The following is a 14,569-nucleotide window of genomic DNA, read 5'->3' as shown; positions in this document are numbered from 1 at the left end:
GCATGCGGACCGCCCCACTCTCCACCCTGCTCCGCCGTTTGGCATGTCATGCCGCCCGGCGACCATTCGCCCGCGATAGGGGGGTGTGCTTTCGACGGCGAACCGTGCCGCTCACGCCGAGAATTCGCGCAGTCCGCGCCCGTGATCGCCCACCAGCCCGAGGGCCGAGGCGAAGGGCACGCGCACCGGCGGGACCACGCCAACGATCCGCCCAACCGGGAACCAGGCGGATCGCGGACGCCCAGCGCCTCCTTGGCTCTCCGGTCAGCTTCGCGGACGGGCGTTTTCCGGGTCGTAGAGCGGCGTGTAGCCGACGCCCGCGACCTCGACCGGGAACGTGTCGCCGAAATACTCGACGTTGAGCTTGCGCCCGACCTGGCAGTGGCTCCACGGCAGGTAGGCGAGCGCGATGTTGCGCGCGACGGTCGGACCGTAGGCGACCGAGGTCGTGTAGGAGCGACGGCCGAGTTCGTCCACCAGGGTCTCGCCCGTGTCCGGGTCGAGCACCGGCATCGTGCCGACGGGATAGCGGGCGACACCGCGCCCGTCGCGGTTCTCCGTCATCACCAGCGTGCACAGCATGGCCGGCTGGTTCGCCCGGTCGCGATACTCGACATGCTTCGCCTTGCCCCGGAAGTCCGCCTCCTTGACCTTGGGTCGGGCGAGGTCCGCTTCCAGGAGGTTGTATTCGGTCAGGAGATCGGCGTTCTGCAGGCGCAGGCTCTTCTCCATGCGGCGCGTGTTGGCGTAGGTCTCGACACCCACGGCGATCACGCCGGTGGAGCGCAGCGCGTCCCAGACCGCCAACCCGTCCTCGTAGGCCATGTGCAGCTCCCAGCCCTGCTCGCCGACATAGGAGATGCGGAAGGCGGTGACGGGCTTGCCGGCGATCGTGAGCGGACGGATGGCGGCGAAGGGGAAGGCCTCCGGCAGGAGCACGGACGGGTCCTCCAGCAGCGTGCCGAGATTCTCGCGCGCGTTCGGGCCCCAGATGCCGATGGTCACGTACCGCTCCGAGACATCGGTCACCGTGACGTCGAGCCCGCGATCCTGCGCCGTGCGGAGCATGTAGCGATAGTCGCGGGGTCCCGCATCGGCGCCGTTGATCATGCGGATCCGGTCGGGCATGCGGATCACCGTGAAGTCGGCGCGCACCATGCCCTCGTCGTCCAGGAAGTGGGTGTAGATGCCCTTACCCACATTGGCGTCGCCGCCGATCCTCGCGGCGCAGAGCCATTCCATGAGTTCGACGTGGTCGGGCCCCTCGATGTCGTAGATCGCGAAGTGCGACAGGTTGATGATCCCGCAGTTCTCGGTCATCTCGAGATGCTCGGCGTTGGAGACGCGCCAGAAGTGGCGGTTGTCCCACTCGTTCTCGCGCACCGGGACGCGGTTGCCGAACTTCTCCAGTAGGTGCTCGTTCGCGGCGTAGCCATGGGCGCGCTCCCAGCCGCCCAGCTCCATGAAGTAGCCGCCCAGCTCCTTTTCCCGCTCGTGGAACGGCGAGCGGCGGATGCCGCGCCCCCCGGCGAAGGGCTCGCGCGGGTGCACCGGCGGGTTGTAGATCTTGCGCGCCGTCTCGGTGCACCGCTCCTCGATGAAGCCCTCGTCGAGCTGGAAGTCGTTGAAGCGGGCGAAGTCGATCCGGTTGTGGTCGATCGCGGTGCGCCCGTCGGTCATCCAGTCGGCGATGAGCTTGCCCATGCCGGGCCCGTCCTTCACCCAGATGCCGACGCAGTACCAGAGCCCGCGCACCTTGCGGCTCTCGCCCATCGAGGGGCCGCCGTCGGTGGTGGTCTGGAGCAGGCCGTTGAAGGAATGGCCCTCGTTGTAGCCGAGCTCGCCGAGGATCGGCGTCAGCTCGATGGCGCGCTCCAGCGGCTCGAGGACCTGTTCCATCTCCAGGTCGCGCTGCGAGGGCGACAGGCGCGCCTCGTGCTTCTCCAGAAGTTCGCGCGGATGGACGAGGCGGACATCGCGCTCCTCGTAGTAGCCCCACTCGATCTGGCCGCCCTCGGCGGTCTTCGGGTCGCCGGTGTCGCGGAGATAGGCCGAGTTGCCCTGGTCGCGCAGCAGCGGGTAGCCGATCTCCTTGCCGGTGCCGGCGAACTCGTCGTACGGGCCGAAGAAGGTCAGCGGATGGTCCACCGGCATCACCGGCAGATCCTCGCCCGCCATCTCGGCGATCAGGCGCCCCCAGAGGCCGGCGCAGACCACGACGTGATCGGCCATGATCGTGCCGCGATCGGTCACCACCCCGCGGATGCGCCCGTCCTCGATCACCAGCGACTTCGCGGCGGTGTTGGCGAAGGCCTGGAGCTTGCCGGCGTTCGCGGCCTGGTCGACCAGCTTGCCGGCCACCGTCTGGGAGCGCGGGATGACGAGGCCGGCATCGGGGTCCCAGAGCCCGCCCTGGACGAGGCTCTCCTCGATCAGCGGCATGCGCTGCTTGATCTCCGCCGGCCCGATCAGCCGCACACGGGTGCCGAACGCCTTGCCGGAAGCGACCTTGCGCTTGATCTCGTCCATGCGCTCGTCGTCGCCGACGCGCGCGACCTCCAGGCCGCCGACGCGCGCGTAGTGCCCCATCTTCTCGAAGAAGTCGATCGAGTAGAGCGTGGTCCAGCAGCTCAGGAAATCATGGCTGGTCGTGTAGCAGAAGTCGGACGCATGGGCGGTGGAGCCGATGTCGGTGGGGATGCCCGACTTGTCGATGCCGACGATGTCGTCCCAACCGCGCTCCACGAGGTGGTGCGCGATCGAGGCTCCGACGATGCCGCCGAGGCCGATGATGACGACCCGCGCCTTTTCGGGAAATGCTGCCATGGTGAACGTTCCTCCGGTCCGGGGGCTTGGTCGAGACGGGCGCGCGGAGCGCCGGATACGGTCGATGCGCTTCGCCTCGGTCGGCGGCGCGGGGCGGCGGCGGGCTTCAGGGAGTGAAGACCACCGTGCGGTGGTGATTGAGCATCACTCGGCCTTCCAGATGATACTTCACGGCCCGCGCCAGCACCCGCGATTCGATGTCGCGGCCGGCGGCCACGAAGTCGTCGCCCGTCATCGCGTGGGTGACGCGCTCCGTCTCCTGCTCGATGATCGGACCCTCGTCGAGGTCGGCGGTGACGTAGTGCGCGGTGGCGCCGATCAGCTTCACGCCGCGCTCGTGCGCCTGGTGGTAGGGCTTGGCGCCCTTGAAGCTCGGCAGGAAGGAATGGTGGATGTTGATCACCATTCCGAACAACCGGTTGGACAGGTCGTTCGACAGGACCTGCATGTAGCGCGCCAGCACCACGAGCTCGGCGCCCGTGTCCTTGACCAGCTCGATCAGCTGCTCCTCGCGCTCGCGCTTGTTCTCGCGGGTGACCGGCCAGTGGTGGAAGGGAATCCCCTCCTGCTCGGCCGTCCTACGTGCGCCCTCGTGGTTGGACACGATCGCGGCGACCTCGGCGTTCAGCCAGCCGACCTTGATCTGGTAGAGAAGGTGCAGGAGCGCGTGGTCGAACCGCGACACCATGATCACGATCTTCGGCCGCCGCGCCAAATCCTCGACCTTCATGCGCATCTCGAAACGATCCACCGCCGGCTTCAGGGCGAGATCCAGGGCGGCCTGGGTGATGGCCTCGGGCGCCGCGACGGCGATGCGCACGAAGAGCTGGTTGGTCTGCCGGTCGCAGAACTGGTTGGCCTCCACGATGTTGGCGCCGCGCGAGGCCAGCGCCGTTGCGAGCGCCGCGGTGATCCCGGGCTGGTCGAGACAGCTGAGCTTCAGGATGAACGTGTTCTCGGCCATCGGCATCTCTCGACGGGAAGCGGGCAAGGCACTCGAGGCACCCGCCGTGGATGGCGCCCACGCTGCGACTCGCCGCCGCCGTTGGTCGCGATCCGAGCGACGGATTTCGCTCACGGGATGAAGCATTGCGACACGCCCTCCCCCCGGAACAGGATGTTTGCGTCAAAACCGGATTAGCAGTACGACAACGGACGACGAGTTCGCCGCGAGGAGAGCCGATGGACGCCAGGGGTGCAGACGGTCGGGCCGGTGCGTTGTCGTCGTCCGCCTACAAGCCCCGCAAGGGCGGCGCGCGGCTTTCGGTCGGCTTCATCCTCGCCCGGCGCTTCACGCTCTGCGCCTTTGCCAACTTCGTGGACGTGCTGCGCCTCGCCGCCGACGAGGGCGACCGGAGCCGCCCCATCCTGTGCGGCTGGAGCGTCCTGTCGGACACGATGTGCGCCATCCCCTCCAGCAGCGGCGTTTCGATCCAGCCGAACGAGCGGCTCGGCGATCCGACGAAGTTCGACTACATCGTGGTGGTCGGCGGGGTGATGGAGGAGCTGTCGGGACTGGAGACGGCCTATGCCGCCTACCTGCGTCGCGCGGCCGAGGCCGGCGTTCCCCTGATCGGCATCTGCACGGGCGGCTTCCTGCTGCACAAGGCCGGGCTGATGAAGGGGTACCGCTGCTGCGTGAGCTGGTTCCACCACGTCGACTTCCTGGAGCAGTTCGACGGGCTCGACCCGGTGTCCGACCAGATCTTCATCGACGACGGTGATCGGCTGACCTGTTCCGGCGGCGCGAGTTCGGCCCATCTCGCGGCGTATCTGGTGGAGCGGCACGTCGGCCGCGCGCAGGCCAGCAAGAGCCTGCACATCATGATCATCGACGACGCCATGCGGCCGGAGAAGCCGCAGCCGGGCGTGTCGATGGACATCTCCACCCGCGATCCGATGGTGATGCGCGCGCTCCTGCTGATGCAGCAGAACATCGACACGCCTCTCTCGGTCGCCGAGCTCGCCCGGCGGATGGGGCATAGCAAGCGCCAGCTCGAACGCCACTTCCGGTCCGCCCTCGGCGCCTCGCCGCAGGCCGCCTTCCTCCAGATCCGGCTTACCTTCGCGCGGCACCTGATCGAGACCACCGACAAGCTCGTGGCCGCCGTGGCCGTGGAGTGCGGCTTCTGCGACTCCTCGCATCTCAGCCGCATGTTTCGGCAGCGCTTCGACCGCACGCCGCAGGAGATCCGCAGGCAGGCGCAGCAGGCCGCGAGCCTGCCCGAGGCGCGAGGCGGAAGCCGCCTGAGCGCCTGACGGCTTGGCGCCCGCCGGGCCCCGCCTGCGCCTAAAGTGCGACCCGATTGACGCAAATATCCTGTTCCCTGGTGAACGTTGCCGCGATGATGCGGCCGCAATGCTCGTTCGAGGTGCGCGATGACCCGTTTCTCCTTTCCGTCCCTCGTGGCCAACGCGCTGACGGGACACAAGAACTGGGAGCCGCAGTGGCCCGACGCGGAGCCCAAGGCGGAATACGACGTCATCATCGTCGGCGCCGGCGGGCACGGGCTGGGCGCCGCCTACTACTTGGCCAAGGAGCACGGCATCACCAACGTGGCGGTGATCGAGAAGGGCTGGCTCGGCGGCGGCAACACGGGCCGCAACACCACGATCATCCGCTCGAACTACCTCTACGACGAAAGCGCGATGCTCTACGAGCACGCGATGAAGCTCTGGGAGAACCTGTCCCAGGAGCTGAACTACAACGTCATGTTCTCGCAGCGCGGCGTGATGATGCTCGCGCACAACGTCCACGACGTGCAGAGCTTCCGCCGCCACGTCCATTCCAACCGCCTCAACGGCATCGACAACGAATGGATGACGCCCGAGGAGGCCAAGGCGTTCTGCCCGCCGCTCGATATCTCCCCCAACGCCCGCTACCCGGTGATGGGGGCCGCGCTGCAGCGCCGCGGCGGCGTCGCGCGGCACGACGCGGTGGCCTGGGGCTATGCGCGCGGCGCGGCGGCGCGGGGCGTCGACATCATCCAGAACTGCCCGGTCACCGCCATCCGCCGCGACGCGGCCGGCAATGTCAGCGGCGTCGAGACGGCGCGCGGCTTCATCCGAGCCCGCAAGGTCGGCGTCTCGGCCGCCGGCAACACGTCGGTTGTGATGGAATCGGCGGGCGTGCGCCTCCCGCTGGAGAGCTACCCGCTGCAGGCGCTGGTGTCCGAGCCGGTGAAGCCGGTGTTCCCCTGCGTCGTCATGTCGAACACGGTGCACGCCTACATCTCGCAGTCCGACAAGGGCGAGCTGGTGATCGGCTCCGGCACGGACCAGTACGTCTCCTACAGCCAGCGCGGCGGCCTGCCGCTGATCGAGCATACCGTGGCGGCGATCTGCGAGATCTTCCCGATCTTCACGCGCATGCGCATGCTGCGCAAATGGGGCGGCATCGTCGACGTGACGCCCGACAGGTCGCCGATCATCGGCAGGACGCCGGTGCCCGGCCTCTACGTCAACTGCGGCTGGGGAACCGGCGGCTTCAAGGCGACGCCCGGCTCGGCCAACGTCTTCGCGCACACGATCGCCAACGACGCCCCGCACCGCATCAACGCACCCTTCACGCTGGACCGGTTCAGGACCGGTCGGCTCATCGACGAGGCGGCCGCGGCCGCCGTCGCGCACTGACGGATCGTCCGATGCTGCTCATCCACTGCCCCTACTGCGCCTGCGAGCGTCCCGAGGTCGAGTTCGCCTATGGCGGGCAGGCCCATATCGCCCGCCCGGAGAACCCGTCCGCCCTGTCCGACGACGCGTGGCGCGACTTTCTCTACATCCGCGACAACCCGCGCGGGCGGCACCGCGAGCGGTGGCGCCATGTCCACGGTTGCGGCCGGTTCTTCAACGCGATCCGCGACACGGTGACCGACAAGTTCGCCGCGACCTACGAGGCCGGAAGCGCGGGGCCGGACGAGGCGACCGCCGAGGACGTACGCGCATGAGCGCCTTCCGCGTCGCCAACCGGGGCCGGGTCGACTACGGGCGCCCGGTCGCCTTCTCCTTCAACGGCAGGACCTACCGGGGCTTCCAGGGCGATACGGTCGCCTCCGCCCTTCTCGCCAACGGCGTGCACCTGGTCGGCCGTTCCTTCAAGTACCACCGGCCGCGCGGCATCCTTTCGGCCGGGTCGGAGGAGCCCAACGCGCTGCTCGGCGTCGATCGCGGCGGGGCGCGGACCGAGCCCAACACGCGTGCCACCGTGCTGGAGATATCGGAGGGCCTGAAGACCCGGAGCCAGAACCACTGGCCGTCGCTGGAGCGGGACGTCGGGGCGATCAACGACACGCTCTCGGTGCTGTTCTCGGCCGGTTTCTACTACAAGACCTTCATGTGGCCGAAGGCCTTCTGGAACAAGGTCTACGAACCGGTGATCCGGGGCGCCGCGGGGCTCGGCAAGTCGCCCGTCGAGCCCGACCCGGACGTGTATTCCAGCCGTTTCGCGCATTGCGACGTGCTGGTGGTCGGCTCGGGACCCGCAGGCCTTGCCGCCGCGCTGGAAGCGGGGCGCTCCGGCGCGACGGTGATGCTGGCCGACGAGCAGGCCGAGTTCGGCGGCTCCCTCCTTTCGGAAACCGACGCGGGCATCGACGGCGGTAGCGGCTGGGACTGGCTGCGCACCGCGCTCGGCGAGCTGGCCGGGATGCCCAACGTCACGCTCCTGCCCCGCACCACCGCGATCGGCTACTACCACCAGAACTTCGTCGGCCTATGCCAGCGCCTGACGGATCACCTGCCCTCGGCGCCCGAAGGCGCTCCGCGCGAGCGCATGTGGAAGGTGCGCGCCACGCAGGTCGTTCTGGCGCAGGGTTCGATCGAGCGACCGCTCGTGTTCGACGGCAACGACCGTCCGGGCGTGATGCTGGCGGGCGCTGCCCGCACCTATCTCAACCGCTACGGCGTCCGGGTCGGCGACGAGGTCGTGGTGGTCACCGCGCACGACAGCGCGTGGCTCGCCGCGCTCGACCTCGCGCGAGCCGGCGTGAGGGTCTCGGCGATCGTGGACGTGCGATCCAGCGTCGACGCCGCGCTGCGCTCGGAGGCCGAGGCGGCCGGGATCGAGGTTCTGCAGGGCTGGACGGCGACCGGGACCGAGGGGCGCCTGCGCGTCTCCTCGGTCCGCGTCCTGCCCGCGAACGGCGGTGCCGCGCAGGCGCGCACCATCGCCTGCGACGCGCTCCTGATGAGCGGCGGGTGGACGCCGAGCCTCCATCTCTTCTCGCACACGCAGGGCAAGCTCGCCTGGCGCGAGGAGGGTCAGATGTTCCTGCCCTCCGCCTACCGCGAGGCGTGCCGCTGCGCGGGCGCCGGCAACGGCGAGTTCGGCCTCGCCAATGCCCTCGGAGCGGGCGCGGCGGCTGGCGCGGCTGCGGCGGCCGACGCCGGCTTCGCCGCGCGCGCCGGCACCTATCGCGTGGACGGCGAGCGCCGTCTCACCGGCGTCACCAGCCGCGAGCTCCCGACCGACGGGAACGCGTTGAAGGCCAAGGCCTTCGTGGATTTCCAGAACGACGTCACCGCCAAGGACATCCGGCTTGCGGTTCGCGAGGGCTTCAAGTCCATCGAGCACATCAAGCGCTACACCACCAACGGCATGGCGACCGACCAGGGCAAGATCTCCAACATCAACGGCCTCGCCATCGCCGCCGACGCGGTCGGCCGTCCCGCCCCCGCCGTCGGCCTCACCACCTTCCGGCCGCCCTATACGCCGACCACGTTCGGGGCGTTCTGCGGCTACAACCGCGGGCGCCTGTTCGACGTCACGCGCAGGACCTCGATCGACGGCTGGGCCGAGGAGCACGGCGCGGTGTTCGAGCCGGTCGCTCTGTGGCGCCGGGCCTGGTACTTCCCGAAGGCGGGCGAGGACATGCACGCCGCGGTGGCCCGCGAATGCCGGGCGACGCGCGAGGCGGTCGGCATCTTCGACGCCTCGACGCTGGGCAAGATCGAGATCGTCGGCCCCGACGCCGCCGAGTTCCTGAACCTGATGTACACTAACCCCTGGAGCAAGCTGGAGCCCGGCCGCTCGCGCTACGGCGTGCTGCTGGGCGAGGACGGCTTCATCCGCGACGACGGGGTGATCGGACGCCTGAGCCGCGACCGCTTCCACGTCACCACGACGACCGGCGGCGCGGCCCGTGTCCTGAACATGATGGAGGACTACCTCCAGACCGAGTTCCCCGAACTCAAGGTCTGGCTGACCTCCACCACGGAGCAGTGGGCGGTGATCGCCGTCAACGGACCCGCATCGCGCACCCTTCTGGAGCCGCTGATCGAAGGCATCGATCTGTCCGAGGAATGGTTCCCCCACATGTCGGTGGCCGAGGGGCGGATCTGCGGCGTTCCCGCCCGCCTGTTCCGCATGAGCTTCACCGGCGAGCGCGGCTACGAGGTCAACGTGCCGGCCCGGTTCGGCCGCGCCGTCTGGGAGAAGCTGGTGGAGGCGGGACAGCCGCTCGGCATCACGCCCTACGGCACCGAGACGATGCACGTGCTGCGCGCCGAGAAGGGCTACATCATCGTCGGCCAGGACACGGACGGCACGCTGACGCCCGACGACGCCGGCCTCGGCTGGGCCATCGGCAAGGCCAAGCCCGACTTCGTGGGCAAGCGTTCGCTGAGCCGGCCGGACATGGTGAAGCCCGATCGCAAGCAGCTCGTCGGCCTCCTGACCGAGGATCCGGCGACGATCCTCGAGGAGGGCGCGCAAATCGTCCTCGACCCCGACCAGCCCGTCCCCATGCGCATGGTCGGCCACGTGACCTCCTCCTACTGGAGCGTCGCGCTCGGCCGCTCGATCGCGCTCGCGGTAGTCGAGGGCGGCAAGGGGCGGATGGGCGAGACCGTCCACATTCCGATGCCGGGTCGCACGCTGCGCGCGCAGGTGACGGGGACGGTCTTCTTCGACCCGGACAACAAGCGACTGAGCGCCTGAGGAGACGCGAGGATGTTTCAGGAACGTCATCCCCTTGTCGGACGCAACCTGTCCGGCGCCGGCCCCGTCTCGATCCGCCCGATCGAGAACTGCGCCCGCTTCAACCTGCGCGTCGCGCCGGCTGACCTCGCGGCGGCCGCCGCGGCGTGGGGCGCGCCCCTGCCCTCGGCGATCGGGACGTTCGCCGCGGCCTCCGGACGGATCGCCGCCTGCATCGGGCCGGACGAATGGTATCTGATCGCGCCGACCGGCGACGGGGACGCGATCGTGGCGGCCTTCGCCGACCTCTACGCCATCACGGTCCACAGCCTGGTCGACATCGGCCACCGGGAAGTGGGCATCGCGGTGGAGGGACCGGAGGCCGCCAAGGCCCTCCAGTCGAGCATCGCCGCCGACGTCGCCGCGATGCCGGTCGGCGGCGCGCGCCGGACCATCATCGACCGCGTGCAGATCATCCTCCTGCGCGAGGCGGAGGACCGGTTCCGTATTGAGGTCTGGCATTCGTTCGCCGATCACGTCTGGCACCTTCTGGCCGCCATCCGCCGCGAGTTCGAACTGGGCCTCTGAGGCCGGCAAGGAGGGAGGTCGCCATGCCGAACGCCGCGAAGCCGGACGGTCCGGGCGCCCTTCCCTGAGCCGAGGCGGAAACCCGTGTTCCTCAGCGTCTTCGACGTCTTCAAGATCGGTATCGGGCCCTCCTCGTCGCACACGATGGGGCCGATGACGGCGGCGGCGCGGTTCCTCGCCCAGCTCCGGCAGTCGGCCCACGCCCAGCAGCAGGCCGCCGGCGTCCGGGCGACGCTGCACGGCTCGCTCGCCTTCACCGGCAAGGGCCACGGCACCGATCGGGCGGTGGCCCTCGGCCTTCTCGGCTGGCAGCCCGACACGATCGACATGGCGATGGCGGAGCGCCAGTTGGAGGCGCTGCGCACCGAGCGCGTGCTGCGACCCGAGGGCCTTCCCGCCCTCGCCTTCGATCCGGCGACCGACGTGGTGTTCGACTTCGGCCCGCCCCTGCCCGGCCATGCCAACGGGCTGGTGCTCGCGGCCCGCGACGCCGAGGGCGCCGAGCTGGTGGCGCAGACCTTCTATTCGATCGGCGGCGGCTTCGTGGTGACGGCGGCCGAGCGCGAGGCGCCGGCAGCCGACCCCGCCGAGGGCGATGTCGCGTGGCCGTTCCCGTTTCGCAACGCCGCCGACATGCTGCGCATGGCGCGGGGCAGCGGGCTTTCGATCGCGCAGATGAAACGCGAGAACGAGGCGCGGCTGCGCGACGCGGAGGACGTGGAAGCCGGGCTGCGGCACATCTGGTCGGTGATGAGCCGATGCATCGACCGGGGGCTGGCGCTGGAGGGCGAGCTGCCGGGAGGCCTGCGGGTCAAGCGCCGGGCCCGGCGGATCCACCAGCAGCTCCTGGCCGAGAGGATGCGCAACGCCAGCCAGCCGCATGCCGCTTCGGACTGGCTCAGCGTCTATGCGATGGCCGTCAACGAGGAGAACGCGGCGGGCGGACAGGTGGTCACCTCGCCGACCAACGGGGCGGCCGGCGTCGTGCCGGCCGTCCTGCGCTACTACCTCGACAACTGCCACGGCGCGGACCCGGCCAAGGTGTCCGACTTCCTGCTGACCGCCGCCGCGATCGGCGGCCTGATCAAGCACAACGCCTCGATCTCGGGCGCCGAGGCGGGCTGCCAGGGCGAGGTCGGCTCGGCCGCCGCGATGGCGGCGGCGGGCCTCTGCGCGGTGTTCGGCGGCACGCCCGAGCAGGTGGAGAACGCCGCCGAGATCGCGCTGGAGCATCACCTCGGCATGACCTGCGACCCGGTGGCGGGCCTGGTCCAGGTGCCGTGCATCGAGCGCAACGGGATCGGGGCGACCAAGGCCGTCGCGGCCGCGTCGCTCGCCCTGCGCGGCGACGGCTCGCACTTCATGCCGCTGGACAACTGCATCGAGGCGATGCGCCAGACCGGCGAGGAGATGAGCCTGAAGTTCAAGGAAACCAGTCTGGGAGGGCTGGCGGTCAATCTGCCGGAGTGCTGAGCGCCCGGCGGAGCAACACTGGGAGGAAATCGAAATGAGCAGCAATCGCGGCGTGGTGTACCTGGAGCCCGGCAAGGTCGAGGTGCGCGACATAGACGATGCCAAGCTTGCGGCGCCGGACGGCCGCCGCATCGAGCACGGCGTCATCCTCAAGGTCATCTCCACCAACATCTGCGGTTCCGACCAGCACATGGTGCGTGGGCGCACGACGGCCGAGCCCGGGCTCGTGCTCGGCCACGAGATCACCGGCGAGGTGATCGAGAAGGGCGTCGACGTAGAGATGCTGGAGATCGGCGATATCGTATCGGTGCCGTTCAACGTCGCCTGCGGCCGTTGCCGCTGCTGCAAGTCGCAGGACACGGGCGTCTGCCTCACCGTGAACCCCGCCCGCGCCGGCGGCGCCTACGGTTATGTCGACATGGGCGGCTGGATCGGCGGGCAGGCGCGCTACGTGACCGTGCCCTATGCCGACTTCAACCTCCTGAAGCTGCCCGACCGCGACCGGGCCATGAGCAAGATCCGCGACCTGACCATGCTCTCCGACATCCTGCCCACCGGCTTCCACGGGGCGGTGAAGGCCGGGGTGGGCGTCGGGTCCACGGTCTACGTCGCCGGGGCAGGCCCGGTGGGCATGGCCGCCGCCGCCTCGGCCCGGATCCTCGGCGCGGCGGTGGTGATGATCGGCGACTTCAACAAGGACCGCCTCGCCCACGCGGCCAGGATGGGCTTCGCGCCGATCGACCTGACCCAGCACGACGACCTCGGCGAGATGGTCGCAGAGGTGGTGGGCACGAACGAGGTGGACTGCGCGATCGACGCAGTGGGCTTCGAGGCGCGCGGCCATTCGGGCGGAGAGCAGCCGGCGATCGTCCTGAACCAGATGATGGCGATCACCCGGCCGGCGGGCTCGATCGGCATTCCCGGCCTCTACGTCACCGAGGATCCCGGCGCAGTGGACGACGCGGCGCGGCACGGCAGCCTGTCGCTCCGGTTCGGGCTTGGCTGGGCCAAGGCGCAGTCGTTCCATACCGGGCAGACGCCGGTGCTGAGATACAACCGCCAGCTCATGCAGGCCATCCTGCACGACCGCCTGCCGATCGCCGATATCGTCAACGCCCGCGTCATCCCGCTCGACGACGCCGCCAGCGGCTACGAGACCTTCGACCAGGGCGCGGCGGTGAAGTTCGTGCTCGATCCGCACGGCGCGCTGGCCGCCTGAGAGGCGGGATCGAACGGGACGCCGCGTTGGCGATGTCGGCGCGGCGTCACCGACATCGCTCGCGGCGTTGCGGGCTGCGAGCCCATGTGTCGCACCCCTGAACAGAGTTTGGGCACCGACCCCGTGATGGTCAGAGAGGAAGCCGATGCGTCGCGAAACGACAACGGCGTTGTCGCATCGATCCTAGTTTGCGGTTGTGGCGCCGATAGACTTTCTAAGGTGAGGCGTGTCGGCCGGCGATGAAACGATGGTTCGCTTGTCGGAAAACCGCCCGGTCGGATCGCGACGAGTACGCACCGGGCGCGGTAGGAGATGCTTCGGCATGACGGTTCGACGCCAACTCGGGGGCGTCCGGCCCGCCCCGAGATCCGGCCGACCGATCTCGAACTGGAGGACCCGGCAATCGGCGCCGCCGGGCGGTCCTCGTTTCGGCGCCGCGGGAGAAGCAGACGATGAATCGTTTCGTGAAATCGACGTGCCTAGCGATCGCCATGTCCTCCTGCGGCTCCCTTGCGGCCTACGCCGCCGGCGACTGCAGCGACGTGACCATCGCGGCGATGAACTGGCAGAGCGCCGAAGTCCTCGCCAGCCTCGACAAGTTCATCCTCGAGAACGGCTACGGCTGCAGCGTCTCGGTGATTTCCGGCGACACCGTGCCGACGCTGACCTCGATGGCCGAGCGCGGCCAGCCGGACATCGCGCCGGAAGGCTGGGTGGACCTCGTGCCGGAGGTCATCAATCGCGGCCTTTCGGAGAAGACGCTGGTCGCCACCGGCCTCGCGCTTTCGGACGGCGCGCAACAGGGCTGGTTCATTCCCCAGTACGTCGCCGAGGCCCATCCCGACATCCAGACCATCGGCGACGCGCTGAAGCATCCCGAGCTGTTCCCCGACCCGGAGGACAAGAGCAAGGGCGCCGTGTTCAACGGGCCGCAGGGCTGGGGCGGCACGGTGGTCACCACGCAGCTCTTCAAGGCCTATGACGGCGCGGACAAGGGATTCTCGCTGGTCGACACCGGCTCGGCCGCCGGCCTCGACGGCTCGATCGCCCGCGCCTACGAGAACAAGCAGGGCTGGCTCGGCTACTACTGGGCGCCCACGGCGATCCTCGGCCGCTACCCGATGAAGAAGCTCGGCTTCGACGCGCCGCGCGACGACGCCGAATGGAAGCGCTGCAACGCCAACGCCGACTGCCCCGACCCGAAGCTCAACGAGTGGGTGGCCGATAAGGTCGAGACCATCGTGACCACGAAGTTCGCGGACCGGGCGGGCGAGCCGGTGATGACCTATCTCGCCAACCGCTCCTGGTCCAACGCCACGGTCAACGAGCTGCTCGCCTGGATGACCGACAACCAGGCCAACGGCGACGACGGCGCCCGCCATTTCCTCGAGAACAAGAAGGACGTGTGGAGCCAGTGGGTCTCCCCGGAGGTGGCCACCAAGATCGAGGCGGCTCTCTAGCACGGGCCGACTTCGCAGGACCCCACTCGCGCGGCCCGCCGGTTTCGGCATAGCATCCGAGCCACGGGACGCGCGGGAAGGACAAGG

At 69.4% G+C, this 14,569-nt stretch carries 10 protein-coding genes; 8 read left to right on the top strand and 2 right to left on the bottom strand.

Annotated elements, in window-relative coordinates; genetic code table 11:
- Positions 1-264: 264 nt before the first annotated feature.
- Positions 265-2,826, bottom strand: coding sequence for a GcvT family protein (locus D3218_RS02735; RefSeq protein ID WP_119538330.1), 2,562 nt, complete (start codon positions 2,824-2,826; stop codon positions 265-267).
- Between the two features lie 106 nt (positions 2,827-2,932).
- Positions 2,933-3,790 (bottom strand): formyltetrahydrofolate deformylase, encoded by an 858-nt coding sequence (purU, locus tag D3218_RS02730; protein ID WP_119538329.1) that lies wholly within the window; start codon positions 3,788-3,790, stop codon positions 2,933-2,935.
- A gap of 218 nt (positions 3,791-4,008) precedes the next feature.
- On the opposite strand from purU, the gene D3218_RS02725 reads away from it, so the two are divergent.
- The 8 genes from D3218_RS02725 (at position 4,009) to D3218_RS02690 (ending at position 14,482) form a co-directional block, all read left to right on the top strand.
- On the top strand, positions 4,009-5,085 hold the full coding sequence (locus D3218_RS02725) for a GlxA family transcriptional regulator (RefSeq protein ID WP_119538328.1): 1,077 nt from the start codon (positions 4,009-4,011) through the stop codon (positions 5,083-5,085).
- A 120-nt stretch (positions 5,086-5,205) separates the two neighbouring features.
- On the top strand, positions 5,206-6,459 hold the full coding sequence (locus tag D3218_RS02720; RefSeq protein WP_119538327.1) for a sarcosine oxidase subunit beta family protein: 1,254 nt from the start codon (positions 5,206-5,208) through the stop codon (positions 6,457-6,459).
- An 11-nt stretch (positions 6,460-6,470) separates the two neighbouring features.
- A complete protein-coding gene (locus D3218_RS02715) occupies positions 6,471-6,773 on the top strand; it encodes a sarcosine oxidase subunit delta (protein ID WP_119538326.1) in 303 nt (100 codons plus the stop codon).
- Positions 6,770-9,763: a sarcosine oxidase subunit alpha gene (locus D3218_RS02710; RefSeq protein WP_119538325.1), complete on the top strand. Its 2,994-nt coding sequence runs from the start codon at positions 6,770-6,772 to the stop codon at positions 9,761-9,763. The genes D3218_RS02715 and D3218_RS02710 overlap by 4 nt, the downstream gene beginning before the upstream one ends.
- A 12-nt stretch (positions 9,764-9,775) precedes the next feature.
- Positions 9,776-10,330 carry a sarcosine oxidase subunit gamma gene (locus D3218_RS02705; RefSeq protein WP_119538324.1) on the top strand — a complete coding sequence of 185 codons (555 nt, stop codon included), beginning with the start codon at positions 9,776-9,778 and terminating at the stop codon, positions 10,328-10,330.
- 84 nt (positions 10,331-10,414) lie between these two features.
- Positions 10,415-11,803 (top strand): L-serine ammonia-lyase, encoded by a 1,389-nt coding sequence (locus D3218_RS02700; RefSeq protein ID WP_119538323.1) that lies wholly within the window; start codon positions 10,415-10,417, stop codon positions 11,801-11,803.
- A 34-nt stretch (positions 11,804-11,837) separates the two neighbouring features.
- Positions 11,838-13,022 (top strand): formaldehyde dehydrogenase, glutathione-independent, encoded by a 1,185-nt coding sequence (fdhA, locus tag D3218_RS02695; RefSeq protein WP_119538322.1) that lies wholly within the window; start codon positions 11,838-11,840, stop codon positions 13,020-13,022.
- Between the two features lie 452 nt (positions 13,023-13,474).
- Positions 13,475-14,482, top strand: coding sequence for an ABC transporter substrate-binding protein (locus D3218_RS02690; protein WP_119538321.1), 1,008 nt, complete (start codon positions 13,475-13,477; stop codon positions 14,480-14,482).
- Positions 14,483-14,569: the final 87 nt, after the last annotated feature.

Origin of the sequence: Aureimonas flava (genome assembly GCF_003583935.1) — a bacterium.
Taxonomy (GTDB): Bacteria; Pseudomonadota; Alphaproteobacteria; order Rhizobiales; family Rhizobiaceae; genus Aureimonas; species Aureimonas flava.
Note: the sequence above shows the minus strand (reverse complement) of the source record. Positions and strands in the feature narration are given on the sequence as shown.

Bases quoted from the DNA above. Each gene is read 5' to 3' on its own strand.
- purU (WP_119538329.1), bottom strand. From the start codon at position 3,790: ATGGCCGAGAACACGTTCATCCTGAAGCTCAGCTGTCTCGACCAGCCC.
- D3218_RS02725 (WP_119538328.1), top strand. From the start codon at position 4,009: ATGGACGCCAGGGGTGCAGACGGTCGGGCCGGTGCGTTGTCGTCGTCC.
- D3218_RS02720 (WP_119538327.1), top strand. From the start codon at position 5,206: ATGACCCGTTTCTCCTTTCCGTCCCTCGTGGCCAACGCGCTGACGGGA.
- D3218_RS02705 (WP_119538324.1), top strand. From the start codon at position 9,776: ATGTTTCAGGAACGTCATCCCCTTGTCGGACGCAACCTGTCCGGCGCC.
- D3218_RS02710 (WP_119538325.1), top strand. From the start codon at position 6,770: ATGAGCGCCTTCCGCGTCGCCAACCGGGGCCGGGTCGACTACGGGCGC.
- fdhA (WP_119538322.1), top strand. From the start codon at position 11,838: ATGAGCAGCAATCGCGGCGTGGTGTACCTGGAGCCCGGCAAGGTCGAG.
- D3218_RS02690 (WP_119538321.1), top strand. From the start codon at position 13,475: ATGAATCGTTTCGTGAAATCGACGTGCCTAGCGATCGCCATGTCCTCC.
- D3218_RS02735 (WP_119538330.1), bottom strand. From the start codon at position 2,826: ATGGCAGCATTTCCCGAAAAGGCGCGGGTCGTCATCATCGGCCTCGGC.
- D3218_RS02715 (WP_119538326.1), top strand. From the start codon at position 6,471: ATGCTGCTCATCCACTGCCCCTACTGCGCCTGCGAGCGTCCCGAGGTC.